The organism is Aeromonas sp. 95A (genome assembly GCF_051919235.1).
Lineage (GTDB): Bacteria > Pseudomonadota > Gammaproteobacteria > Enterobacterales > Aeromonadaceae > Aeromonas > Aeromonas veronii.
Genome location: NZ_JBQBFC010000001.1, coordinates 3,674,177 through 3,696,035, shown reverse-complemented (window position 1 = coordinate 3,696,035; position 21,859 = coordinate 3,674,177). Strand labels below are relative to the sequence as shown.

At 54.4% G+C, this 21,859-nt stretch carries 22 protein-coding genes; 16 read left to right on the top strand and 6 right to left on the bottom strand.

All coding sequences use genetic code 11. The features are described 5' to 3' along the window. Positions 1 to 43: 43 nt before the first annotated feature. Both ACTG2U_RS16945 and ACTG2U_RS16940 read right to left on the bottom strand, forming a co-directional pair. A complete protein-coding gene (locus ACTG2U_RS16945; protein ID WP_005335534.1) occupies positions 44 to 634 on the bottom strand; it encodes a LysE family translocator in 591 nt (196 codons plus the stop codon). Between the two features lie 125 nt (positions 635 to 759). Beyond that, complete coding sequence (locus ACTG2U_RS16940) at positions 760 to 1,356, bottom strand: LysE family translocator (RefSeq protein WP_139478236.1); 597 nt, start codon at positions 1,354 to 1,356, stop codon at positions 760 to 762. A gap of 116 nt (positions 1,357 to 1,472) precedes the next feature. Here ACTG2U_RS16940 and ACTG2U_RS16935 point away from each other — a divergent pair, with 116 nt between their 5' ends. From ACTG2U_RS16935 to ACTG2U_RS16925, 3 genes are all read left to right on the top strand, one after another. Beyond that, complete coding sequence (locus ACTG2U_RS16935; protein WP_213389355.1) at positions 1,473 to 2,849, top strand: aminotransferase-like domain-containing protein; 1,377 nt, start codon at positions 1,473 to 1,475, stop codon at positions 2,847 to 2,849. A 54-nt stretch (positions 2,850 to 2,903) separates the two neighbouring features. After that, the gene (locus tag ACTG2U_RS16930; protein WP_439974810.1) at positions 2,904 to 3,371 is read left to right on the top strand and encodes a hypothetical protein; all 468 of its coding nucleotides are present in this window, start codon (positions 2,904 to 2,906) and stop codon (positions 3,369 to 3,371) included. 168 nt (positions 3,372 to 3,539) lie between these two features. Next, the gene (locus tag ACTG2U_RS16925; RefSeq protein WP_429032014.1) at positions 3,540 to 5,201 is read left to right on the top strand and encodes a hypothetical protein; all 1,662 of its coding nucleotides are present in this window, start codon (positions 3,540 to 3,542) and stop codon (positions 5,199 to 5,201) included. A 116-nt stretch (positions 5,202 to 5,317) separates the two neighbouring features. Here the strand turns inward: ACTG2U_RS16925 and ACTG2U_RS16920 are convergent, their stop codons facing one another. Beyond that, positions 5,318 to 5,731: a CBS domain-containing protein gene (locus tag ACTG2U_RS16920; RefSeq protein ID WP_021229522.1), complete on the bottom strand. Its 414-nt coding sequence runs from the start codon at positions 5,729 to 5,731 to the stop codon at positions 5,318 to 5,320. 154 nt (positions 5,732 to 5,885) lie between these two features. On the opposite strand from ACTG2U_RS16920, the gene ACTG2U_RS16915 reads away from it, so the two are divergent. From ACTG2U_RS16915 to ACTG2U_RS16885, 7 genes are all read left to right on the top strand, one after another. After that, positions 5,886 to 7,796, top strand: coding sequence for an ABC transporter ATP-binding protein (locus ACTG2U_RS16915; RefSeq protein WP_159157600.1), 1,911 nt, complete (start codon positions 5,886 to 5,888; stop codon positions 7,794 to 7,796). Next, entirely contained in the window at positions 7,789 to 8,250 is a 462-nt protein-coding gene (locus ACTG2U_RS16910) for a DUF2390 domain-containing protein (RefSeq protein WP_005343337.1), read from the top strand. The genes ACTG2U_RS16915 and ACTG2U_RS16910 overlap by 8 nt, the downstream gene beginning before the upstream one ends. After that, positions 8,244 to 9,098: a 23S rRNA (adenine(2030)-N(6))-methyltransferase RlmJ gene (locus tag ACTG2U_RS16905; protein WP_439974809.1), complete on the top strand. Its 855-nt coding sequence runs from the start codon at positions 8,244 to 8,246 to the stop codon at positions 9,096 to 9,098. Before ACTG2U_RS16910 ends, ACTG2U_RS16905 begins: the two co-directional genes overlap by 7 nt. 638 nt (positions 9,099 to 9,736) lie before the next feature. Further along, complete coding sequence (locus ACTG2U_RS16900; RefSeq protein WP_429032003.1) at positions 9,737 to 10,162, top strand: hypothetical protein; 426 nt, start codon at positions 9,737 to 9,739, stop codon at positions 10,160 to 10,162. Positions 10,163 to 10,514: 352 nt separating this feature from the next. Continuing rightward, a complete protein-coding gene (locus ACTG2U_RS16895) occupies positions 10,515 to 11,462 on the top strand; it encodes an IS30-like element ISAeca1 family transposase (RefSeq protein ID WP_012564931.1) in 948 nt (315 codons plus the stop codon). A gap of 58 nt (positions 11,463 to 11,520) precedes the next feature. Continuing rightward, positions 11,521 to 12,315 (top strand): hypothetical protein, encoded by a 795-nt coding sequence (locus ACTG2U_RS16890; RefSeq protein ID WP_439974808.1) that lies wholly within the window; start codon positions 11,521 to 11,523, stop codon positions 12,313 to 12,315. 144 nt (positions 12,316 to 12,459) lie between these two features. Beyond that, complete coding sequence (locus tag ACTG2U_RS16885; protein WP_439974807.1) at positions 12,460 to 12,987, top strand: hypothetical protein; 528 nt, start codon at positions 12,460 to 12,462, stop codon at positions 12,985 to 12,987. Here ACTG2U_RS16885 and ACTG2U_RS16880 read toward each other — a convergent pair. Continuing rightward, a protein-coding gene (locus ACTG2U_RS16880) for an IS3 family transposase (protein ID WP_429070639.1) occupies positions 12,918 to 14,080 on the bottom strand; the annotation gives its coding sequence in 2 pieces (ribosomal slippage) (positions 12,918 to 13,825 and positions 13,825 to 14,080; 1,164 coding nt in all). The two genes, ACTG2U_RS16885 and ACTG2U_RS16880, sit on opposite strands and share 70 nt — an antisense overlap. A gap of 296 nt (positions 14,081 to 14,376) precedes the next feature. Then, positions 14,377 to 15,411 carry an IS110 family transposase gene (locus tag ACTG2U_RS16875; protein ID WP_201035198.1) on the bottom strand — a complete coding sequence of 345 codons (1,035 nt, stop codon included), beginning with the start codon at positions 15,409 to 15,411 and terminating at the stop codon, positions 14,377 to 14,379. A 565-nt stretch (positions 15,412 to 15,976) separates the two neighbouring features. On the opposite strand from ACTG2U_RS16875, the gene ACTG2U_RS16870 reads away from it, so the two are divergent. The 3 genes from ACTG2U_RS16870 to ACTG2U_RS16860 all read left to right on the top strand — a co-directional run bounded on the left by ACTG2U_RS16870 (position 15,977) and on the right by ACTG2U_RS16860 (position 17,685). Then, a complete protein-coding gene (locus ACTG2U_RS16870; protein WP_346212908.1) occupies positions 15,977 to 16,204 on the top strand; it encodes an alpha/beta fold hydrolase in 228 nt (75 codons plus the stop codon). Between the two features lie 332 nt (positions 16,205 to 16,536). Then, complete coding sequence (locus tag ACTG2U_RS16865) at positions 16,537 to 16,902, top strand: DUF2061 domain-containing protein (RefSeq protein WP_267518547.1); 366 nt, start codon at positions 16,537 to 16,539, stop codon at positions 16,900 to 16,902. A 186-nt stretch (positions 16,903 to 17,088) separates the two neighbouring features. Further along, positions 17,089 to 17,685, top strand: a complete 597-nt coding sequence (locus tag ACTG2U_RS16860) for an MliC family protein (protein ID WP_236398988.1) — start codon at positions 17,089 to 17,091, stop codon at positions 17,683 to 17,685. A 38-nt stretch (positions 17,686 to 17,723) separates the two neighbouring features. On the opposite strand, the gene ACTG2U_RS16855 is transcribed toward ACTG2U_RS16860, so the two are convergent. Then, positions 17,724 to 18,899, bottom strand: a complete 1,176-nt coding sequence (locus ACTG2U_RS16855) for an aspartyl protease family protein (protein WP_439974806.1) — start codon at positions 18,897 to 18,899, stop codon at positions 17,724 to 17,726. 664 nt (positions 18,900 to 19,563) lie between these two features. On the opposite strand from ACTG2U_RS16855, the gene ACTG2U_RS16850 reads away from it, so the two are divergent. The 3 genes from ACTG2U_RS16850 (at position 19,564) to ACTG2U_RS16840 (ending at position 21,553) form a co-directional block, all read left to right on the top strand. Then, positions 19,564 to 19,710 carry an AAA family ATPase gene (locus ACTG2U_RS16850; RefSeq protein ID WP_439974805.1) on the top strand — a complete coding sequence of 49 codons (147 nt, stop codon included), beginning with the start codon at positions 19,564 to 19,566 and terminating at the stop codon, positions 19,708 to 19,710. Between the two features lie 96 nt (positions 19,711 to 19,806). Then, positions 19,807 to 20,802, top strand: a complete 996-nt coding sequence (locus ACTG2U_RS16845) for an AAA family ATPase (RefSeq protein ID WP_439974804.1) — start codon at positions 19,807 to 19,809, stop codon at positions 20,800 to 20,802. Then, positions 20,795 to 21,553 carry a retron system putative HNH endonuclease gene (locus ACTG2U_RS16840; RefSeq protein WP_323969399.1) on the top strand — a complete coding sequence of 253 codons (759 nt, stop codon included), beginning with the start codon at positions 20,795 to 20,797 and terminating at the stop codon, positions 21,551 to 21,553. Before ACTG2U_RS16845 ends, ACTG2U_RS16840 begins: the two co-directional genes overlap by 8 nt. Positions 21,554 to 21,859: the final 306 nt, after the last annotated feature.

The window sequence follows — 21,859 nt, the reverse complement described above, 5'->3', positions numbered from 1 at the left end:
AGGGCCAACAAGACAGCCGGTAAAGGCCCGGGCCAACCCCGGGCTAAATCCAGATCATCCCGACACAGGCGGCCGTCGCCAGCCCCATGCCGAGATTGAAACGCCGCCAACCCCGGGCGGTGCGGATGATTTGCCGCACCTGGGCACCAAAAAGCACCCAGAACGCCCCTGTGTAGAGGCCGGTAATAAAGAAGATCACCAACACCCAGAGCGCGGAGGGCCAGTAAGCCTCCCCCGCCAGAGTGAAACCGCTGATGGCGGAGAGCGCCATCATCCATGCCTTGGGATTGAGCAGTTGCAGCATGGCCCCCTGATGAGCGGGAATGAGCGGACGGTTGCCCTCGGCCGGGCCGCTGGCGGTCGCCACCTTCCACGCCAGCCAGAGCAGATACGCCGAACCGATAAGCTTGAGGCCATCGTGCAGCAGCGGCACCTTCTCGAACACCACGCCAAGCCCCAGCGCGGTGGCGAGGATCATCAGATTGATCCCCCCGACCACCCCCACCAGCAGGGGAATCGTGCGGCGAAAACCCTGCGCCGCCCCGGCGCTGGTGAGCAACATATTGTTGGGCCCCGGCGTGCCGCAGGTAACCAGGGCAAACCCCGCCAGGGGCAGTAACCAGTTCAGATCCATCTCAACCTCTTGTCGATGCAACGCCCCCGTTATGGGGAAAGCCTTCTAATATGCAGAGCCAACCCCGTGGCGACAAGTCAGAAATGCCTCTTTCTCGGCCACCTCCCCCATCGGCGCAACACGGCTCAATACCAGAGCATCACCACGCAGAGCGCCGTCAGCAGACCGAGGGAGCCGTTGAGTCGCCGCCAGCCCCGATCCGAGCTGATCCAGTTGCTCAGCTGATGGCCGAACAGCACCCAGACAAAGCAGACCGGCAGGGCCACCAGCGCAAACATGACCATCACCGCCAGCTGACTCGACCAGTAACTGGCGCCGGGCAGGCTGAACAGACTGATGGCGGAGATCCCCATCATCCACGCCTTGGGATTGAGGAACTGAAAGCCCAGCCCCTCCAGCATGGTTAGCGGACGGGCCTTCCTGGCCGGATCCCCCGGCGCCCCGGCCACCGCGATACGCCACGCCAGCCAGAGCAGATAGAGGCTGCCGAAAATCTGCAAACCGAGGCGTAATAAGGGCCAGCGCTCGAACAGCGGATAAAGCCCCAGCGCCAGCACCAGCTGCAGCACCGGCTGCCCCAGCCCCACCCCGAGCAGATGTGGCAGGGTGCGACGCACCCCGAAGTTGGCGCCGGAGGCCGTCAGCATCAGGTTGTTGGGCCCCGGCGTACCGCAGGTGAGTACGGCAAAACCGAACAGGGTGACATACCACTCCATCGTCATATTGTGACTCCTTGCTTGCCACATTGTATCGATACAATGCGTGCTATTTGGTTGTTATCAGGTTGAAATTCACGCTATATTGACAACAAATTTTGATCAATGGATTTATTGTCACCATGACAATCTGGACGCCCGACCTTACGGCCTTCGATGGCCCCCTCTACCTCAAGCTGGTCAAAGCGATCGAACAGGGGATCGTGAATGGCGAGCTGCCACCGCAGACCCGATTGCCCACCCACCGATCCCTGGCGGATCGTCTGGGTGTCACCGTTGGCACCGTCACTCGCGCCTACAGCGAGGCGGAGCGGCGCGGCCTGCTGGCCGCCCGGGTGGGCCACGGCACCTGGGTCAAGGGAGCGAACACGGATCCCGCCAATGAGTGGGTGATCCGCCAGGAAGAGGGGCACCGCATCGAGCTGTGGCAAAACCTGCCGGTACAGCTGGATCGGGCGGCCATCATTCGCCCCATGTTGGGGGAAGTGGCGGACGGGGATCTCAACGCCCTGCTCGGCTACGACAAGGAGGCGGGACGACCGGATCAGCGCCAGCAGTTCGTCAACTGGCTGGCGGAGCAAGGGGTGGCCTGCAGTGAGGATCGCCTGCTGTTCAGCCACGGCGCCCAGCACGGCATCATGCTGGCGCTGCTGGCGACCAATTGCGTGGGGGAGACCATCCTGTGCGAGGGGCTGAGCTACCCCGGTATGCTGGGTAACGCTCGCCAACTGAAGAATCAGGTGGTGGGACTGGCGATGGACGAGGAGGGGCTGCTGCCCGAGGCGCTGGACGCCGCCTGCCGCACCCGCCGGGCCAAGCTGCTCTACCTCACGCCAACCCTGCAAAACCCCACCACCGCCATCATGAGTCTGGCGCGGCGGGAGGCCATCGTCGCCATCGCCCGTCGCCACGATCTGCTGATCATCGAGGATGACGTCAACGGCCTGCTGCCCCAGCAACCGGTGATCCCTCTGGTCAATCTGGCGCCGGAGCGGGTCATCTATCTGGGTAGTCTGGCCAAGATCGCCTGCGGCGGTCTGCGGGTGGGCTTCGTGCTGACGCCCCCCGCCCTGCGCAGCGCCTTCGCCCAGACCATGCGGCTGTCGAGCTGGATGGTGAGCCCGCTGCTGATCGAGCTCGCCTGCAAAATGGTCAGTCAGCGCCAGATCATGCCGCTGGTCGAGCAGCAGCGGGAGATCCTCAAACGCCGTGGCGAACTGCTGCGCCACCTGCTGCCTGCCGCCCGCTGGCAGCCGGGCAGCATGCACGCCTGGCTGCCGCTGCCGGAGCCCTGGCGCAGCCAGCAGTTTGCTGCCGCCGCCGATGCCCTTGACGTTGGCGTGGCGAGCGGGGAACACTTCGCCGCCGGCCAGTTTGCCGCTCCGCAGGGGGTGCGCCTGAGCCTGAGCCAACCCGCCACCGACGCCCGGGTCGGCGAAGGGCTGGCCCGTCTGGCGCAGCTGCTTCAGGGGACGCCCCCCAGCAATCCCCTGCTATAGTCAGGGCCAGCCGACCTGACCTTCACGCTTCATCGTCATAGCCAAGGAGATGCCGTGCCCCCCATCAGAGCCACCCTGCTGCTTGCCACCCTGTTGTTGGGTGGCTGCGCCTCGTCAACGACCCACAAGCAGCTGGGGGCCGCGCTCAATGGACTGGAAGGGGAGTTGCAACGACTGGAAGAGGAGCTGGCGGCGATGAACGGCCTGCACTATCAAAAGGCGATCGATGCGCCGCTCAGTTTGCGCCGTGCACTCGGGGCGCCGCTGCCCACCCCAGAGGGGCTGGTGCCGGTGACCAGCAAGCTGGAAGATGGGCCACTCCTGCGCTATCAATACCGTCTGCCTGCTGGTATGGCGAGCCTGCCCCAGGATAACCTCTGCCAGCGCTACGAGTTCGAGCTGCGCCATCTGGGCCGCCTCGGCAAACTGGAATTGAGCTGGCAGGGGGAACAGGGCAAGGGGTCGCGGCTGATCCGCCAGAGCGACTGCCCCTTCGGGACGCAAACCCGCCCTCGGCAATAACAGGTTGCCGCCCTGAGAGGTGGCATAACCGATTGAAATAACAGCCCATAGTGCGCCCTCCAGCACCCTGCTGGCTACTGTCAGCTTTTCACTCAGCGAGTGCTGTGCCTATGTTCCTCTTGGGTCTACCATAATCAACCTAATGGTTTGCTCACAGGAAGTACGTGCATGACGATACTGCTGCTCGAAGAGGATCCCCTGCTCCGTAGCGCCATCACCCGGGAACTGACCGAACAGGGGGTGCCCGCCGACCGGATCCACTACCACAGCCATCCAAACCACGAGCGCAGTGGTCTGCTGGCCCTGCTGCAACAGCACGCCTTCGACGCCATCATCTGTCAGCAGGACAAGCAGCAGGATCTTGACGGAGCCCGGCTGCTGCACGAAGCGCACTATCTCGGCCTGCTGCAACCCGGTTGCGTATTGCTGCTGCTCGATGCCGATCAGAGCGAGCAGGAGTTTCTCCCCTCGGATCTCTACTTCTCCCTCTATCTGCCCCTCCCCTTCATGACCCAGCAGCTCACCGCGGTGCTCGGCCAGCTGGTGAAGTTAAGCAACCTGACCCGCACGCTGGCCGCCCCCATTTTGCTGCGGGAGTGGCAACTGGCTACCGCCCTCTGTGAAGACCTGCTGTTTCAACGGGAGAATCGCTCACTGACCCCCTGGCTGGATCGACTCAAGGGCTACCTGCTGCTGCAATCAGCCGAGCGGATCACCGCCGCCCAGCACTATGCCCTCTGTGCCAACGAATATCAGGCGAGCTGGCCAAGGGCCGGGCTCTTCTACGCCATGCTGGGGCTCGGCAAATTACAAAGCGCACAGACCGACTTGCAGCGCCATCAGGCCAGCGTCTCGATGGCCACCCGGCTGGAGCTGCAACTCGCCAGCCAGCTGCACCAGCATCACTGGCTGGCGGCGTGGGAGACCATGGGAGAGCTGCTGCAGATCCGCCCCCATCAGCCACGCTGGCATCAGCTGGCGATGTTGCTCGGGCTGGTGCTGCAAGATGAGGAGAAGGTGCTGGAGCAGGCCAACAGCCTGACCCTGCGCCACTTCAGCGAGCAGCGCGTCCGGCTCGCCATCGACAGCTTCATGCTCAATGCCAGTCTGGCGGTGCTGTGGCACGCCCCCTCCAGCAACCGGATCCGCTCCCTGCAACAGGAGTGGGAGCACCTCAAGCGCACCGTCCACCTGCAACCCCACGAATATGAGCTGCTGCAGGCGTTGATGCTGGGGCTGGATTACCGCTTCGACGAGGCGCTGATCCTGATTGCCCACCACCAGCCGGATGAGGGGAGCGACAACCACCTCACCCTGCTGCTCGGCTTTGCGGTCAGCCAGTTCTGCGGTTTGCCCCACCACGCCCAGCGCTACCTGATCCAGCTGACCCAATACCGCGTCAGGGTGGCGCCCCACCCGCTCACCCGCCAACTGTTCCACCATCTGGTGGCCGAGCTGGGCCAGCGCCTGACGGCGAGAGAACAACGGCTGAGCGAACTGCGCCAGCTGCGCCACAAGGCGATGCAGGCCAGCCAATATCAGACAGCCCTGCAAGCGGGCTTGCAGCTGCTGGAGGAGTTCCCCGCCCTGCCGGGCGATGCCTGGCAACTGCTGGAGCTGCTGCAACACTGCTGGCCTGCGGGTATGGCCGCTCCCAGGGTGGCGCTGCTGGTCGATACCCTGGAGCGGCGCCTCAAGCACAGTCCCGCGTTTCTCGATCAACATGCCCAGCAGTACCAGCGCACCCTGCAGGAGATCCGCACTCATCTTCAGCCGCACCTCTCCGGCAGCGGCCCCTCCTGCCTTGTCGCAGGGCAGCCCGAGCCATGATGATGCAGGCAGCGTGCAAACCGGCATTGTCGGCAAAGCCAATATAGAGAGAGGGGAGCCTTGGCTCCCCTCTCTCTATATTGGTTCTCTATCAGCTAGTGGCGATAAGCGTCGGCTCAAACCAGCGCGTCACTCTCCAACGCCGCCTTGAGAAAATCCTTCCAGCTGATGATGCCGACCAGGGCGCCATTCTCCAGCACCGGCAGGCAGGAGACCCCCTTCTCCAGCATCAGCTTGACGCCGTCGCGCACGGTGAGATGGGGGGCGATGGTGACGGGGTGGCGGCTCATGATCTGGTGGGCCCGCTTGGTGAGGGTTTCGGTATCGCGGCTCATCTCGGCTTCGGAGTCGAGATAGGGGCTGATGGCACGGAACAGATCCCGATCCGAAATGACCCCCACCAGCTCACCCTCCTCCAGTACCAGCAGGTGGCGAAAGTGTGCCTGCTCGAAGATATCCTTGATGACACTGAGTCGATCATCCATTGAAACGGTGGCGACCCGGGTCGTCATAATATCCCTGATATGCATGCTAACCTCCCGTAACCAAACTGGTTTCTCTGTTATGGCATGTTTTTGCAGCGCCAGCCAGTGGCCAGCCCTTCGCTACAGTGCAAATCAGCGTCATTTCACGTAAGATCCGCGCCAGTTTTTCTCCTCCATTTTGAGCAAGCAGATCCCACCCATGATAGTTGCCAGTCAAATCGAACTGATCCGCGGCGGCCGCAAGCTGCTGGACAACGCCTCCGCCACCATTCACCCCGGCCACAAAGTGGGTCTGGTGGGCAAAAATGGCTGTGGCAAGTCCACCTTTTTTGCACTGGTACGGGGCGAGCTGGCCATCGACAGCGGCACCTTCAGCCTGCCCGCTGGCTGGCAGATCGCAGGCGTCGCGCAGGAGACCCCGGCGCTCGACTGCTCCGCGCTCGAGTACGTGATCGACGGCGACAAGGAGTTCCGCTCGCTGGAAGCCCAGCTGGTGCAAGCCGAACAGGATGACAACGGTCTGCTGGTAGCCGAGCTGCACGGTCGCCTCGATACCATCGGCGCCTACAGCATTCGCGCCCGCGCCGCCGAGCTGCTGCACGGCCTCGGTTTCAGCGACGAGCAGCTGAGCTCGCCGGTACGCAGCTTCTCCGGTGGCTGGCGCATGCGCTTAAACCTCGCTCAGGCGCTGCTCTGCCGCTCCGATCTGTTGCTGCTGGATGAACCGACCAACCACCTGGATCTCGATGCGGTGATCTGGCTGGAGAAGTGGCTCAAGGGCTATCAGGGCACGCTGGTGCTCATCTCTCACGACCGCGATTTCCTCGATTCGGTCATCAGCCGCATCATCCATATCGAGAACGGCAAGCTCAACGAATACACCGGCGGCTACTCCGACTTCGAACTGCAGCGCGCCGAACAGCTGGCTCAGCAGCAGTCTATGTACGAGAAACAGCAGCGGGAGATGTCCCACATGCAGGCGTATGTGGACCGCTTCCGCTACAAGGCTTCCAAGGCCCGTCAGGCCCAGAGCCGCCTGAAAGCGATGGAGCGGATGGAGAAGATCCTGCCCGCCCACGCAGACTCCGAATTCAGCTTCGAGTTTCGCGAGCCGTCGGCCCTGCCGACCCCGCTCATCGCCATGGAGAACCTCTCTGCCGGTTACGGCGACAAGGTGATCCTGGAGAAGATCAAACTCAATCTGGTACCGGGTTCGCGCATCGGCCTGCTCGGTCGCAACGGCGCCGGTAAATCGACCTTTATCAAGATGCTGTCGGGCTCCAACCCGCCGCTCTCCGGCAAGCTCGAAGTGAGCGCCGGGGTGAGCATCGGTTACTTCGCCCAGCATCAGCTGGAGACCCTGCGTCTCGATGATTCCCCACTCGATCATCTGGCCCGCCTCGCGCCGGACAAGACCGAGCAGGAGCTGCGCAACTATCTGGGCAGCTTCGGTTTTCACGGTGACAAGGCGCTCGACAAGGTAGCCCCCTTCTCTGGCGGCGAAAAAGCGCGGCTGGTGCTGGCGCTGATCACCTGGCAAAAGCCGAACCTCCTGCTGCTCGATGAACCGACCAACCACCTGGATCTGGAGATGCGCCACGCCCTCACCATGGCGCTGCAAGGCTTCGAAGGGGCCATGGTGGTGGTCTCCCACGACCGTCACCTGCTGCGTACCACCACAGATGACTTCTATCTGGTGCACGGTGGCCGGGTCGAGCCGTTCGACGGCGATCTGGACGACTACCACAAGTGGCTCGGCGAGCAGGAGAAAGAGGCCAACGCCAAACCGGCCGATGGCCCCGTCTCTGCCAACTCGGCGGTGGCTCGCAAGGATCAGAAGCGGCGCGAGGCGGAGTTCCGCCAGCAAACCCGCCCCCTGCGCCAGAAGCTCGAAAAGCTCGAAGCGAGTATGGAGAAGCTGCAAGGCAAGCTTGGCGACATCGAGAGCCAACTGGCCGACCCCGCCATCTACGAAGAGAGCGCTAAAACCAAGCTCTCCGAACTGCTCAAATCCCAGGGCCCCCTCAAGGAGCAGCTGGAAGAGGTGGAGCTGGAGTGGATGAGCCTCTCCGAAGAGCTGGAAACCATGGAGCAAGCCTTCTTTGCGTGACGAACAGCTGATGGCCAGCGAGCGGGTCGCGGTCCACGAATTGCCGACGCCGATCGGCTTCTGGCACTGGAGCGGCAAGGTCTATGGTGAGCGCAGCCAGGATTGGCTCACCGTGCAGGAGCAGGGGGGCAACGTCAATCTGGCGCTGCTGCTGCACCGGCTCGATCAACTCGGCATCGTGGTCGATCTCACCGACCTGCAACCGGCGCTGGTGCAGACCGAAGCGGTGCTGACCCCGTGGCGCGCCCTGCGCCAGAGCGCCAAGACGCGACTCGACGAGCAGCAGTATCAGTCGATGCTGGCCCACGAGCTGGAGCTGGAGCGGCTGCAACAGGGCGTCCTGTTGCAGACCCTGCGCAGCCTCTCTCTGTTTCGCGGCAACAGCCGCAATTTGTTGAACTATCTATCGTTACTGGGTGCCCAGCAGGGCCCCCTCAGAGATCTAATATGCTGAGCTACCGTCACGCCTTTCACGCCGGCAACCATGCCGACGTGCTGAAACACGCCGTTCAGGCCCTGATCATCGAGTCCCTCAAGAAGAAGGAGAAACCCTTCATCGTGCTGGACACCCATGCCGGTGGCGGTCTCTACGACCTGCGCGGCGACTGGTCCCAGAAAAAGGCCGAGTATGCCGACGGCATCGGTCGCCTGTGGGACGAGCGGGCCCAGTGGTCTGCCATGGCCCCCTATCTCGGCGTCATCGAAGAGATGAATAGCGATGGCCAGCTGCACTACTACCCCGGCTCGCCGGAGCTCTCCCGCCGCCTCACCCGCGAGCAGGACAAGCTGGCGCTGATGGAGCTGCACAACAACGAGGTCGAAGATCTGCGCGCCAATATGGGTTACGACCCTCGCGTGGCCGTGCACCACCGTGACGGCTTCGAGGGACTGATCGCCCTGCTGCCGCCCACCCCGCGCCGCGGGCTGGTGCTGATCGACCCGCCCTATGAGCTCAAGGAAGATTACTTCGCCGTGGTCGATACCCTGAAAAAGGCGCAAAAACGCTGGGCAACAGGCATCTACGCCCTCTGGTATCCGATCCTCGGGCAAGAGGCGGACAAATCTCGCGACATGCTGCGCGCCATCAAGCGCGAGAACTTCGGCAATGTGCTGGTGGCCGAGCTGGAAGTGGCCGGTCAGACTGCCGACTGGGGCATGAACGGTTCAGGCATGCTGATCATCAGCCCGCCCTGGATGCTGGACGAGCAGATTGAAGCCTTCCTCAAACCGCTCTGTGCCAAGCTGGCACAGGGCACCGGCGCCCAGTACAAGGTCGAGTGGCTCAACAAGGTCGAAGAGTAAGCTCGCACCAACCTGCTCTGGCGCCCGGTCAACGCGCCAGCGATGCGGCCAACCCAGCCGTTCACAGTGGCGGCATGACCCGCAAAGAGAAGCCCCGTTCAGGGGCTTCTTGTTTTTTACCCGCCAGCGCTTTTACCCACCGACACGGCTACCCGCCAACACTTTTTATCCAGCAACACAGTGGCCGCATTTTCCACTCCCTGCACCAACCGGTCGCGATTTATTAATTGCTTGATCTGGCTCAGAAAATCCCCGCATCCCTCTTTCCCTTGGCCAATAGGCCGGTACTATAGCCAATTGGCAACAAAGCCTCGTAGGAGTCACCCCATGAGCCATGCCAGCCATACCCCGTTGGTTAAAAACAGCAGACTGGAGGCTGTAATTCAGTGCGGTAGCTATGTCGGTACATGCTATGACGAACGCCTTAACTGTTTTTTAATACGGTGGCAATGCGAGAGTAAAAAGATGAAGTCACGCAAACACGTTTAGCTTCAGAAGTTAGAGAATAATCCATTGATTTAAAACGACATTGCTAATACTTGGTATCAAGAGTAGAGCGGTTTTACATGGAAGGTGATACTTATGTGTGAGCACCGTCTTCAATATAGTCACAGTTAGGCGAAAAGGCTGTTGTCAAAATGAATATTTTTGGTAAAGAACTAGAAATATCACTGCTCTTAGGTGTTTGGGGCGCATTGTTGTCCACAATTCTATTTGTGCTGAAGTTATATGAAGTTTGGGGACAGAGGTTTCAAATTGAAGTTTCATCAATTACAAGAAGCAGTGTGGAACTTGGGCATGGTATAAGTATAAAAAATCTATCATCAAAACCAGTATTACTGGAGTATTTAGAGCTTTATTCAAAAAAAGGATGGTTTCCATTTTCCAAATGTAGTTATATTTGGTCTCCAGAAGACTCATGTTTAGACGCTCGAATTGAACCTTTTGGCAAAAAAACATACAACTTTAATCAGGGGGACTACTTCTCCCTATCAGATAAAAAAGTGTATATGAGGCTTTATTTTGCTGGCCATAAACCTTTCGTCAAGAAAATCACAGGCTAAAAAACTTCCTAACATATTCCTTTAAGAGGAACTTTACATGCCGTTACCAGTTCCTTAGGTTGGAGTTAGTATTTTCTTTAAACACCCGCAAAAATGAAATGATTTCACATGACTTGAGGTTTATTTGTGTTGCATTTTTGTTTTATGTAGTTAAGGAGTCAGCATGAGAGTATTCAAAGTAAAAAAAGGCATCGTTCAATACATTAAAGTAAGTGAGAGAAATTTTATCGAAGCAACGAAGCGTAAGCGTGAATTCAGATAATAAGTGCAATGCCCATGGTGCATAGGAGAGAGGCGGTCAACTACCAGTTAGGGTACGCTTCTTCTCGCCAAAGAAACAAAGCGATACACCATGAAATACCAGCAGTTGACCGAGGGGCTACGATACCAGATTGCCTGCCTCCGTGACCATGGCCTGTCACAGGCCCGCATTGCCAAACAGCTCGGGGTTCATCCATCGACTATCAGTCGTGAGCTTCGTCGTAATTGTGCTGGGCAGGCCTATCAGCCGCAGCAGGCTCACCAACTTGCCACGGCACGACGGCTGACGAGTCAGAAGCGTACTGTCCCGTCTGATACCATCGACTTTGTTTGCATGGCGCTGGTCGCGGACTGGAGTCCCGAGCAAATCAGTGGCGTTGGAGACATGATTAACTGCCCGGTTAGCCACGAGTGGATATACCGCTATGTGGCACGCGACAAGGCCAACGGTGGCACGCTATACCGGCATCTGCGTCAGGGTCACAAACGCTATCGCAAGGGTAAGAACAGCAAACGCAGTGTCATTCCCAATCCGGTATCGATTGATGAACGCCCTGCGATAGTCAATGAGCGGAGCCGTGTGGGAGATTGGGAAGTCGATACCGTGTTGGGTAAGCAAGGCAGCGGTGCAATAGTGAGTCTGTTGGAGCGTAAGAGCCGGCTCTACCTGGTTCAATACGTTCCCAGCAAAACAGCCAGCGCGGTGGCGGACACCATTATCAGCATGCTGAAACCCTACCAGGCACATGTCCATACCATCACAGCTGACAATGGTAGCGAGTTTGTCGAACATGAACGTGTTGCAGCAGAGCTGGAAGCGCAGGTGTACTTTGCGCATCCATACAGTGCATGGGAACGGGGACAGAATGAGAATAGCAATGGTCTGCTGCGGCAATATGTGCCCAAAGGCAGTGATTTGAGTGTGGTGACAGCAGAGGCACTGTCAGCCGTCGAAAAGCGGCTGAACTTCAGGCCGCGCAAATGCTTGGGATTCAAACAGCCACAGGTGGTTTTTGACGAACTTCTGAAAGCAGCCTGATTTTTAATCGGGAATTGCACTTCGAAGTTGAATTCGCGAGTACCCATTTTATCAAACAGTGAATGATGAAAAGAAGCACTATGCTCTTTGCCCCGCTTGTGAGAACCCAGTAATCCTGATTCATCTTCATGTTGATGATCAGTTTGTTGACGAAAACAAACGCCCCATTTCTATGCATGCCCGACACATAAAAAGAAGTATTCCCGACCTTGCTGATTACGATCAAGATGCATATGAACAATGCCGCTACGCAAACCCCAGTTCCTCTACCAGCAAAGCACAAAGAGACGAAGGAACTGCATCAGCTAATGAATTAATCGAGCTTGTTCAATCATACCCGGACTTGATCGATACAGTTTTAAGAAAAAGCATTGGCTTGAAAGCGAATGAGAAGTTGTTTGTCAATATGGTGACCAATTTCAAAGAAGAAAAAGGTCATCTTTATCGCTATGTTACCAGGGAAAACTTACCTTATGCTTTCGCATATATGGCTGATAGTCAGAACCTTTTTTATGCTAGCTTTGATACGAACTATCCATCAGGGATAGAATTACAGGAATTGTTCAATAAAAAATCAAAATGGTGTATAGCTTATAAGTATGGGCAGATCGATCGTAAAAAAGAAGTGAAGGACAAAAGACAGTTTATTGATCTAACGTTTCATTTTACTGATTTCGATGTATTCGAAGTTGATGATGAAAAGTATCAGAGTTTCCACTTAGTTATTACGGAGGTTTCAGGTGATGAAACTCATGAAATTTTGAGGAAGAAAATTATTTTTGATGACTACTATTTCATGAATGCAGTAAACCGCAGGGTTAACTATCAGTCGCTTGTGCGTACAGTGTATTAAAATACTAACAAAGCGTTTAAGATGGGTTCATGCCACGTTAAATTTTTGGCATGCGGTGAATCTGGAGGTAAAAGTGTCTTGCGGAAACCTTATTTATGCCCCCCCCTTAATACGGGTTAACTTACAAAAAGTGGTGATTTTTAAATGAAAGAATTTTTAGATAATGTAGGAATAATATTAGGTTCAGGTATATTTGGATCACTTATCACTCTATTGTTTACTCGTTATGACAAGGACAAGAGCATTATCATTCAAAATATCACCCAAGAACGTCAAAAGTGGCGTGATAAAATCAGAGAGTTAGTTATTGAAATAAACAAAAATAGTTTAAATGAAAACTGGGATAAAGTTACTGAGGCAAGAGCTCAGCTTCAGGTTTTGATTAACCCTTATGATGAAAATGATAAAGATATTATCCACCGACTAATCTGTTTGGAATACTATAACAAAACCTCTACTTTACTAAAAATCAATGATAGCATCTCAAGATTACTGAAACATGACTGGGAAAGAGTTAAGAAAGAAACAACCTTTTTTATCACTGCTAAGGGACTTATGCTAGCAGCAGTTACGCTATGGCTCATAGGATTGATATGTAGTGGTCAACTAAATCCGGACACTTGGTTAGGCCGAACCTCGGCTTTTGCTGGCGGTATCCCGTCATTGTATTGATGTGGACGCCGCCAGTTGTAGTAATCCATCAGGTAATAACTGATATCCCGCTTTGCCTCCCGCACGCTCATGTATCCCATAGCCGGAACCCACTCCGTTTTAAGACTTCTGAACAATCGCTCCATCGGGGCATTATCCCAGCAGTTGCCACGCCGACTCATGCTCTGGGTCATGCGATAGCGCCACAGTCGTTGCCGAAATGCCCTACTGCCATATTGGCTGCCCTGGTCAGAGTGAAATAGCACACCGGATGGGCAACCACGCTGCTGATAGGCCATCTCCAGTGCTTTGATTGCCAATTCTGCATCAGGTTTATCAGACATCGCCCAGCCCACGACCCGCCGGGTGTGCAGGTCAAGCACCGCTGCCAGGTAATGCCAGCGTCCACCTGCCCAGACGTAGGTGATATCGCCACACCACACCTGATTGGGTTGCTGGACATCAAATTCGCGAGCCAGCAGATTGGAAATGTCCGGTCGCTCAGACTGGGCGACCTGATAACGATGAGCGCCCGGCTGTTTGGATACCAGCCCGGCTTCCTTCATCAGGTTACGTACTTTGAATCGACCAATCTGATACCCCAACTCCCGCATCATCGACATCAAGGCGCGGCTGCCTGCAGAGCTCCTGCTCTCTTTGAACAACCGGCGCAACTCACTGCGTTGCTGTATCCGCTCACGGTTAATCGCCCGTCTGCGGGCCAGATAGTCGTAAAAGCAGGATGTTGGAACATCGAAAGCGCAGCAGACCAAGGTGATGGGGGCTTGCTCCCTTAATCGGTCTATCAGCGCGTACGTGTGAACTCGTCCGCCATCAAGAGAGCAGTAGCCTTTTTTAGAATGTCCTTTTCACGTTCGAGCCGGTTGATACGGGCTTCCAGCTCCTGAATTTTTTGCTGCTCCGGAGTCAGTGCTTTGCCGATTGGGGTTGTGCCAGTTCGTTCGGATTGCAGTTGCTGAACCCAGCGGCGAAGTACGGTTTCACCGACATCCAGTGAACGGCTGGCTTCAGGGACAGAATATCCCTGGTCGAGCACCAGGGATGCGGCTTCGAGTTTGAATTCGGCAGTAAATGAGCGACGTAATCTTGTCATTGAACACCTCAGGTCATGGTGGCGACTGTACCACCTAAAATGGTGTCCGGGATGATTAGACCATATATGGACGCCCCCGGGTTGTGCAAGAACTGAACTGATACGGTTTGCGACCATATATCCGGCGTTATGATGGGATTAACTCCCTCGCCATGATGTCATCCGAGCCTTGCTTCCTTATCACTACACCGGTATATGCATACCCAGGTCTAATTCAGGCTGTTACAAGGACGGTACCCGTTTCTTCATCAGTGCCTGCAAACTCAGTAACGTAGATTTTCTAAGCAAATATCAAATTAACTTCCTGCAAAAGCTCTGTTCATACTGAAATCAACCGAGTCAGTTAGTACACGCCAGATGATCCGAGTTAACTTATTTGCCAGGGCGACAGTGGCTTTCAAGAAGCCACGCCGCAATTCAATTGCCTTAACCCATCTCCCTAAACTGTCATCCCGTTTTTGCACACAACGCATCACCGCTCGAGCGCCATGGATGATCAAGGTCCTCAAGTTACGATTACCGTTCTTGGTCATGGATGAAAGCCGTTGTTTTCCACCTGAACTGTGCTGTCGAGGGACTAAGCCACACCAAGCAGAAAGCTCACGGCCGCTGGAAAACTGGGTGGCATCAACCTCACTGACCACCGCAGCGGCAATCAGTGGCCCGACACCAGGAATGGTCAATAAGTGGTGATAGGCAACCTGCTGGCTGGACAGTTCAGCTAGTTCCTTATCCAAGACATCAATCCGTTCAGTGAGCATCTGCATATCTTCTCGTAACAGGCTCAGTAGTCGGCGAAGCGTGAAGGTTATCGTATTGTCTCCGTCTTCAAGCACTTCTGGCAGTTGTCGTTGCAGGCGTTGTAACCCGGCTGGAATAATGACTCCGTACTCGGCAAGTAATGCCCGTAGTTGGTTAGCCAGAGCGGTTCGCTGCTCAACTATGAGCTGGCGAGCACTACGTAACGCCTTGATATCTTGTTGTTCTGTAGTTTTAACTGAGACGAAGTGGATCCCTGGTCGGCAAGCTGTTTCACAAATAGCTAATGCATCGTTGGCATCATTCTTCTGGTGTCTTGCAAAGGCTTTGACATGCTGTGTGGGAATGAGCTTTACGTCATAGCCCATCGATATCAGTGCTCGTCCCCAGAAATGAGATGTTGAGCAAGCTTCCATAGCAATCAGTGTTTGCGGTGGAAACTGGCGCAACGTGTGGAGCAGTTTCTGGCGAGATATTTTACGATTCCAGGCAACAGAACCATCAGCCATCCATACACACACCTGAAAAACAGACTTAGCAATATCGATTCCAACTACTTTGATCGTGTTCATGTGGTGATCCCCCAAGTTGAACGCTGTCAGCCTAAGTATGAAACTGACCGCGCAGGGAGGGGGCGTCCATCACATCACTACAATACTTACGCAGACGGGTTATGAAGTTAGCAAGATGACTTTCGTAGAAATGTTGTTTTTTCTAGCATTTTTTTTATCTATACCAGTATTGTATCAACTAATTCTAAGTGGGGTCTTATGGCTATTAAGTTTAACGAAATTCGGTGCAAAATATGCGTATCTGATTTACTGGTTAATGGACAAACCTTACAGATACCCAATGAAATTCCGTAAGTTCAAATAGCGCAGCGTATTCGGATAATCGCGTATAACCCCACCACAAACGAAACAAGGATCGGAAGATCCCCTTGCGGGGTTGATATCGACCACCTTGGAGCAACCCAAGGCGTGCCAGTGCCACTATAAGCTGGATTTATGGGTTTTCCGATAATGCCCCAACTTTTGCTTATAGTGGCTAGCGCCAGCCGGAAAGAGCCCACTTACCGGCCACAGGGCGCTTGTCATATACTCCTCCGCTCTTATGACACGCCGGGGAGGCGTTGATATGCAGTCACAGACTCACACTTTTATCGTCAATGGCAGCGGGCAGCCCTGCCTGCAGGCGGGCAGCGGCGAGCCGCTGCTGCTGATCCATGGCGCGCTGGCCAACCACACCCTCTGGCTCGAACATATCGAGCTGCTCTCGCAGCACTACACCGTCTATGCCCCCACCCTGCGCCACTTTGGCGAGGCGGGCAAAGAGGGGCCGTTTGGTCTTGACGGCCAAATCTAGGACACCCACCTTTTGGAGCAAGGCGTAGCATAGCCCAAACCCAAAAGATGGGTGTCCAAGGTCTTCTGTACAGGGTCGAGTGGCTCAACAAGGTCTCAGAGTAGTAATAGCGACCCTGTGCCCCGGTAGACAGAAAAGCGAAGCCCCGTCACGGGGCTTCCTGTTTTTATCCGGCCAGCCCGAAATGCTGGCACACCGCGAGCCTGCCTCACGACAGTGCGGAGGCACTTTTCCTTTGATAGGTTTTCCCTATCTGGGCAATAGATGAGAATAGTTTTCATTTAATCTCATTTTGGCAGATACTCTCATCATCAACAGAGGGAGCCGCCATCATGAAAAAGACCATCAGCTTTGCCATCCTGCACTTCGGTGTCGCCTTTACCGTGGCCTACCTGCTGACCGGTGAGCTGCTGACCGCCAGCCTGATCGCCCTGATCGAGCCCGCCGTCAACACGGTCGCCTTCTACTTTCATGACCTTGGCTGGCACAAATTCAAGCCAAATCACAGCCTGCAGGCCAAGACCAGCAGCTTCGCGGTGGTCCACTTCTCGGTGGCCTTCGGGGTTGCCTTCCTGCTGAGCGGCGAGCTGCTCACCGGCGGCGTGATGGCGATGATCGAACCGGCCATCAATACCGTGGTGTTCTTCTTCCACGAGCGGCTGTGGCGCGCCCGCAGTCAGCAACTGGCGCTGGCTTGATCAACCGGGCAACCCGCCTCCCCCTTTATCGCGGCCACAAAAAACCCGACATTCCGGCCAGGAGTGTCGGGTTTTTCCGTTTGGCAGCCATTCAGCAGTGCAAGTGGGCTCGGCTCCCCTGCTGCATTGCCCTGAAGAGTGTGCTGTAGTAGGCAGATATGCCCTCTTCATTGCTGGAATCTATCGATGAACAAGACCTTGCTTGCCACCCTGCTGTTTGCCCCTCTGCTGGCCACTGCCGCAACCCCTTCCTTTGACTGCACCAAAGCCTCCGGGTCGGTCGAAACCCTGATCTGCAAGGATGCCGGACTGGCCGCCCTTGATAACGAACTGGCGGCCCTCTACCCCAAGGCGATTGCCGCGCTCTCTCCCGAACAGCTCAAGACCGAGCGCGCCATGCAGCGCGGCTGGATCAAGGGTCGCAACGACTGCTGGAAAGGGCAGGATCTGCGCCAGTGTGTGGAGGATAACTACCTGCTGCGGATCACCGAACTGCAGATCAGCGGCGGCCAGCTGATGGTGCCGGCACCGGTCAACTACCAGTGCGGCAAGAACGTCACACTCTCTACCTACTTCTATAACGATGCCAAGCTGCCCGCCGCAGTGATCAACCTGAGCGAGGGCGACAAGCAGCAACAAGTGCTCGCCTATGAAGCCCCCAGCGCCAGCGGCGCCCGTTATGAAGGGCAAAACCTCACCTTCTTCACCAAAGGGGACGACGCCACGCTGGAGCGCTACGGCCAGCCACCCCTCACCTGCATGGAAAATCCAACCAAGGGCTGAGGCTCATAGGGGCGGCTCGCCTTGCCGCCCCACCTTGACTAGATGGCGATATCCAGCGGTTTTCCTTCCCGCACAATCCGCAACTTGAGCGACCCCGGCTTGCCGGTGCTGAGCAGTTCACGCACCTTGTCGATCTCGAGGGGACGATAAGCCACCCCGTTGATCTGCTCCAGAATGTCGCCGTTGGCCAGACCATAGGGGGCAAGATCCCGTTCGTCGCTGTAGTAGACCTGCAGATGCTCGCCATCAAAGCGCACCCCGATATTGCGCAGGATTGGCGGCACTTTGCGCGCCAGGCTGTCGGCGTCGTAGCAGAGCATCATCCGCCCGGGCATGATCGCAAAGCGATTGAAGCGGTTAACAAAATCCAGCCCCAGACCATACTGCTCATTGCTGTTTTCCGACACGCGCAGTTCACCGAGCTGGCGCTCATCAAAGTGCAGGCCGGTGAGGATATGGTCACGCCCCTCCACCATACCGCTGGCGTCCACCCCTTTGCGTGGCATGGCATCTTCGCCAGAGATCGCCTTCTGGCTCGCCATAAAGTCGATAAAGGCATGATCGGCATAGCTCTGATCGGCCCCGGTATCCAGATACATACGCACGCTGCTCTTGCCGTGGGTCAGATACACTGCCGGGGAGCGGTTGTAGCTATCTTCATAGCCGATGCAACGCTCGAACGTGGCTGCCGACGGTGCCGTCAGCGAAGCCGTGAGCTGATGCCTGTCGCGATCAAACACCCAGTTGAAACGGCGGATGGTGTCGATCCCGAGGATGCCATCGATACGGCTGCCGAGAGACTGGGAGAAAAGATCGAAATCAACGGTTGCCCACAGATCGCTGTCATCAATGGTGACCGACCCCAGCGAGAAGGGCTGCGGCTCAACAAAGCCAAGCTGCTCGCTGCCCAGTTGGCCCGAAACGCTGTTCACACTGGCAAAATCAGCCTGATAGGCCCTGGGCAATTCGCTTAAGGTCAGCGCCTTGAAGCGGCTGGCCAGACGGCGATCGATAAAGGTGATACTGGCCCCGGTATCCAGCAAAAACTGGTACTGCTCACCGGCGATGGTGACGGGGATCAGGGGGGCGCTTTCGTAATGCACTGTCAGCACCGGGCCGGGTGCATTGCGCTTGGCGGATGAATCCGGGGCTGTGCAGCCTTGGACGACGAACAGGGCCAACATGGCCAGCGCCACTTTGAACTGCGACTTCATAACTCTCCTTCCCGATAGCAGATGCCCCCGCGACGCCACCACATAATGCTATCTTGTTGATTTATAGATAAATAAGCTATTTCAGCGGGGGAGGCGGACAATAACAAAGAGTTTTATGCTGGTTCAAGCCGGATATGACCATGAATATTCTATGGAGATAGTTCAAGAATGGTTGTTCACGCTATCTCGGCGCGTCATCAATCGTAGGTGACATTTGATTAATTTATTGATCTTGCACAGAAAATCTCAATATTGAGCTTTCTCTCCACAGCGCCATGGTTAATATTGCCATTTGGCAACAATTGCCTCGTCGGAGTCTCCCATGAGCCATGCCAACCCCATCCCCTTGGTGAAACGCAGCAGACTGGAGGCTGAAATTCAGGGGCGGTAGCCATGCCATATCTCGCCCGGTCCCTTTTTGATCCAAACAAACTGACCGGCAAGCCGCTGACTCATCCACAACATGCAAATCAAGGTGGTGTATGGAAACACAAACCCTGCATCGTGGTCGCTTGATCGACCATATCCAGCTGGTGGTAAAAATCGTGAATTAGGACACATACCTTCCTAGTCAGAACCAGCGTAAAACTCGCTCACTGGCTAAAAATCTGGGGCACCAACCTTCGCTTCACATTATTTTTGCAATGTTGTTAAGGAATAACGAATGTCTATAGAACAATTACATGTTAAAAACATCAAACGATTCCCGGAAGTTAATGTTAAATTCAATGAACATTTTAACTTTATTACAGGTCCCAATGGTTGTGGTAAAACCTCTATTCTTGCAGCCATTGCACACTGTTTAAACTGAAATGGTGAATATTCTAGGCACCAAGATGACAGTGAGTATTGGATAGATGTCGATGAGGATGGTGAAAAATTTAGATTCGGCTTAGGCTCGGGTTTCTTGCGAGCAAAAAAATACAGAAATGACCAGATAAACACTTATGTTACCCCACCCTCTGAAGATAAGCGTCAGTCATTCCATGTAAGTGATGTTAAAAATTCATATAAACTCCCGCCATTGGTTATCGGTGCACAGCGAAAAATTGGCTATAAAGCCATAGATGGCGTTACCAGAGAGAAAGACAGCCAAGAAAGCATAAATATATATTGCCGTAATGCGCTCAACTCCCTTTATAACAATTCCTCACGAGATGTAAAACAATGGCTTATCAATCGATATTTTGTAATAGATAAACCTTGGGCAAAAGAAGAAAAGTCAAACTGGGATCATTTAATAAATTCATTGCCTGTGATTGGGCCATTCAACAGTGCTTTCCAGTATATTGAGACTGGGCGGGATCTCGAACCTGTATTTTCAATTTATGAAAAAAAATGTTTTCTGGAAGAACTATCTTCTGGGTTTCAAGCCATTTTGTATATCATAATTGCTATATTTGAATGGATTGAAGCATGCTTGCCGGAAGGAAAAAGAGATGTAAAAACAGCATCAGGAACCGTACTCATCGATGAACTGGATAATCACCTCCACCCAGAATGGCAACTTACAGTAAGACAGGGAATTGCGACAATATTTCCTAATATACAATTCATTGTAACAACTCATTCGCCACATCTCTTGGCATCGGCTAAAGAGAATGAAATCATCATGCTTCCACCATCATATTCAAATGAAAAATATGAATTCCGCCCTTCAGATAAAGCGTATTCAGGTTGGAGCACTGACTTAATTCTGACCGAACTCATGGGTGTAAGAAGTCTTGATAACAAAGATTATGAAGCACTGGTGAAATCTTGCTATGAACATATTAAAGAAAATAACCTTGAAGCTCTCAAAAAAAGCTATGCCAATCTTGAATCCATCTGCCATCCGGATGATGTTGTTTTGATCATTCTAAAAACACGTATAGCAGGCATGGAAGCTAAAACAAATGATTAAATTAACCAGGCCACCTGAGCCACAGATTTTATGTGATAACCGTAAAGAATGGACGCAGGGTATTATGGAATTGGTAAATAAGTACAAAGGGTACAAACATATACCTAACAATGAAAAAGATGCAGCATTAAAGCATTATCGTCATGATGATATACGCAACGCACTGAAAACAAGTTCATTTCATAAATGCGCTTTCTGCGAGGGCATTCCTGCCGAAACTGGCTTTGCTGAAGTTGAACATTTCCATCCGAAATCCATATATACAAATAAATCCTTTGAATGGACTAATCTTCTTTACAGTTGCAAGGCCTGCAATAACAAAAAGCTCAACCATGATACACAACTACAACCAATAATAAACCCTTACGATCTCGACCCCCATGATTGTTTTACGTATACAGATATAATGATTGAGCCAAAAATTGGAAAGAACTATAGTATTGCTGAAAAAACCATCGAAGTGTGTGGACTATCAGATAAGCGACTTTTTTCGGCACGTGGCGATATATTAGTTAACTTTCGTATTTTTGAGGCTGACATTCGTGAGGCTCTTGAAGAATTTGACCTAGCACGCAGTCCAAAAAACAAGCAGAAGCGAGCAGGAAAAATAAGCGATGCGCTACGCACGATTGAAGAATTGACGCAACCAAGAGCGAAACTATCAAACTTCTGTGCCTATCTGCTGGCTAACTCAGTTGTATATCAGGACGCCAAACAACGACTACAGCAATACACCAGCGAAATCATTTGAGGCACGTCGCCTGTAGATTCGAATAGCTCGTAGGTTCGAATAGCGCAGCGTATTCGGACAATCGCGTATAACCCCGCCACGAAATAAGCAAGGAGCGGAAGATCTCCTTGTGGGGCTTGTATCAGCCCCCCCTGATGCAACCCAAGGTGCACCGGTGCCACTATAAGCTGAATTTATGGGTTTTCCGATAATGCCCCAGTTTTTTTCTTATAGTGGCTAGCGCCAGCCTGAAAGAGGCCTCTTACCGGCCACAGGACGCTTGTCATATACTCCTCTGCTCTTATGACACGCCGGGGAGGCGTTGAT

Bases quoted from the DNA above. Each gene is read 5' to 3' on its own strand.
- ACTG2U_RS16920 (WP_021229522.1), bottom strand. From the start codon at position 5,731: ATGCATATCAGGGATATTATGACGACCCGGGTCGCCACCGTTTCAATG.
- ACTG2U_RS16855 (WP_439974806.1), bottom strand. From the start codon at position 18,899: ATGAAGTCGCAGTTCAAAGTGGCGCTGGCCATGTTGGCCCTGTTCGTC.
- ACTG2U_RS16875 (WP_201035198.1), bottom strand. From the start codon at position 15,411: ATGAACACGATCAAAGTAGTTGGAATCGATATTGCTAAGTCTGTTTTT.
- ACTG2U_RS16925 (WP_429032014.1), top strand. From the start codon at position 3,540: ATGACGATACTGCTGCTCGAAGAGGATCCCCTGCTCCGTAGCGCCATC.
- ACTG2U_RS16915 (WP_159157600.1), top strand. From the start codon at position 5,886: ATGATAGTTGCCAGTCAAATCGAACTGATCCGCGGCGGCCGCAAGCTG.
- ACTG2U_RS16940 (WP_139478236.1), bottom strand. From the start codon at position 1,356: ATGACGATGGAGTGGTATGTCACCCTGTTCGGTTTTGCCGTACTCACC.
- ACTG2U_RS16905 (WP_439974809.1), top strand. From the start codon at position 8,244: ATGCTGAGCTACCGTCACGCCTTTCACGCCGGCAACCATGCCGACGTG.
- ACTG2U_RS16860 (WP_236398988.1), top strand. From the start codon at position 17,089: ATGAACAAGACCTTGCTTGCCACCCTGCTGTTTGCCCCTCTGCTGGCC.
- ACTG2U_RS16885 (WP_439974807.1), top strand. From the start codon at position 12,460: ATGAAAGAATTTTTAGATAATGTAGGAATAATATTAGGTTCAGGTATA.
- ACTG2U_RS16935 (WP_213389355.1), top strand. From the start codon at position 1,473: ATGACAATCTGGACGCCCGACCTTACGGCCTTCGATGGCCCCCTCTAC.
- ACTG2U_RS16840 (WP_323969399.1), top strand. From the start codon at position 20,795: ATGATTAAATTAACCAGGCCACCTGAGCCACAGATTTTATGTGATAAC.
- ACTG2U_RS16895 (WP_012564931.1), top strand. From the start codon at position 10,515: ATGAAATACCAGCAGTTGACCGAGGGGCTACGATACCAGATTGCCTGC.
- ACTG2U_RS16870 (WP_346212908.1), top strand. From the start codon at position 15,977: ATGCAGTCACAGACTCACACTTTTATCGTCAATGGCAGCGGGCAGCCC.
- ACTG2U_RS16945 (WP_005335534.1), bottom strand. From the start codon at position 634: ATGGATCTGAACTGGTTACTGCCCCTGGCGGGGTTTGCCCTGGTTACC.
- ACTG2U_RS16900 (WP_429032003.1), top strand. From the start codon at position 9,737: ATGAATATTTTTGGTAAAGAACTAGAAATATCACTGCTCTTAGGTGTT.
- ACTG2U_RS16850 (WP_439974805.1), top strand. From the start codon at position 19,564: ATGTCTATAGAACAATTACATGTTAAAAACATCAAACGATTCCCGGAA.
- ACTG2U_RS16865 (WP_267518547.1), top strand. From the start codon at position 16,537: ATGAAAAAGACCATCAGCTTTGCCATCCTGCACTTCGGTGTCGCCTTT.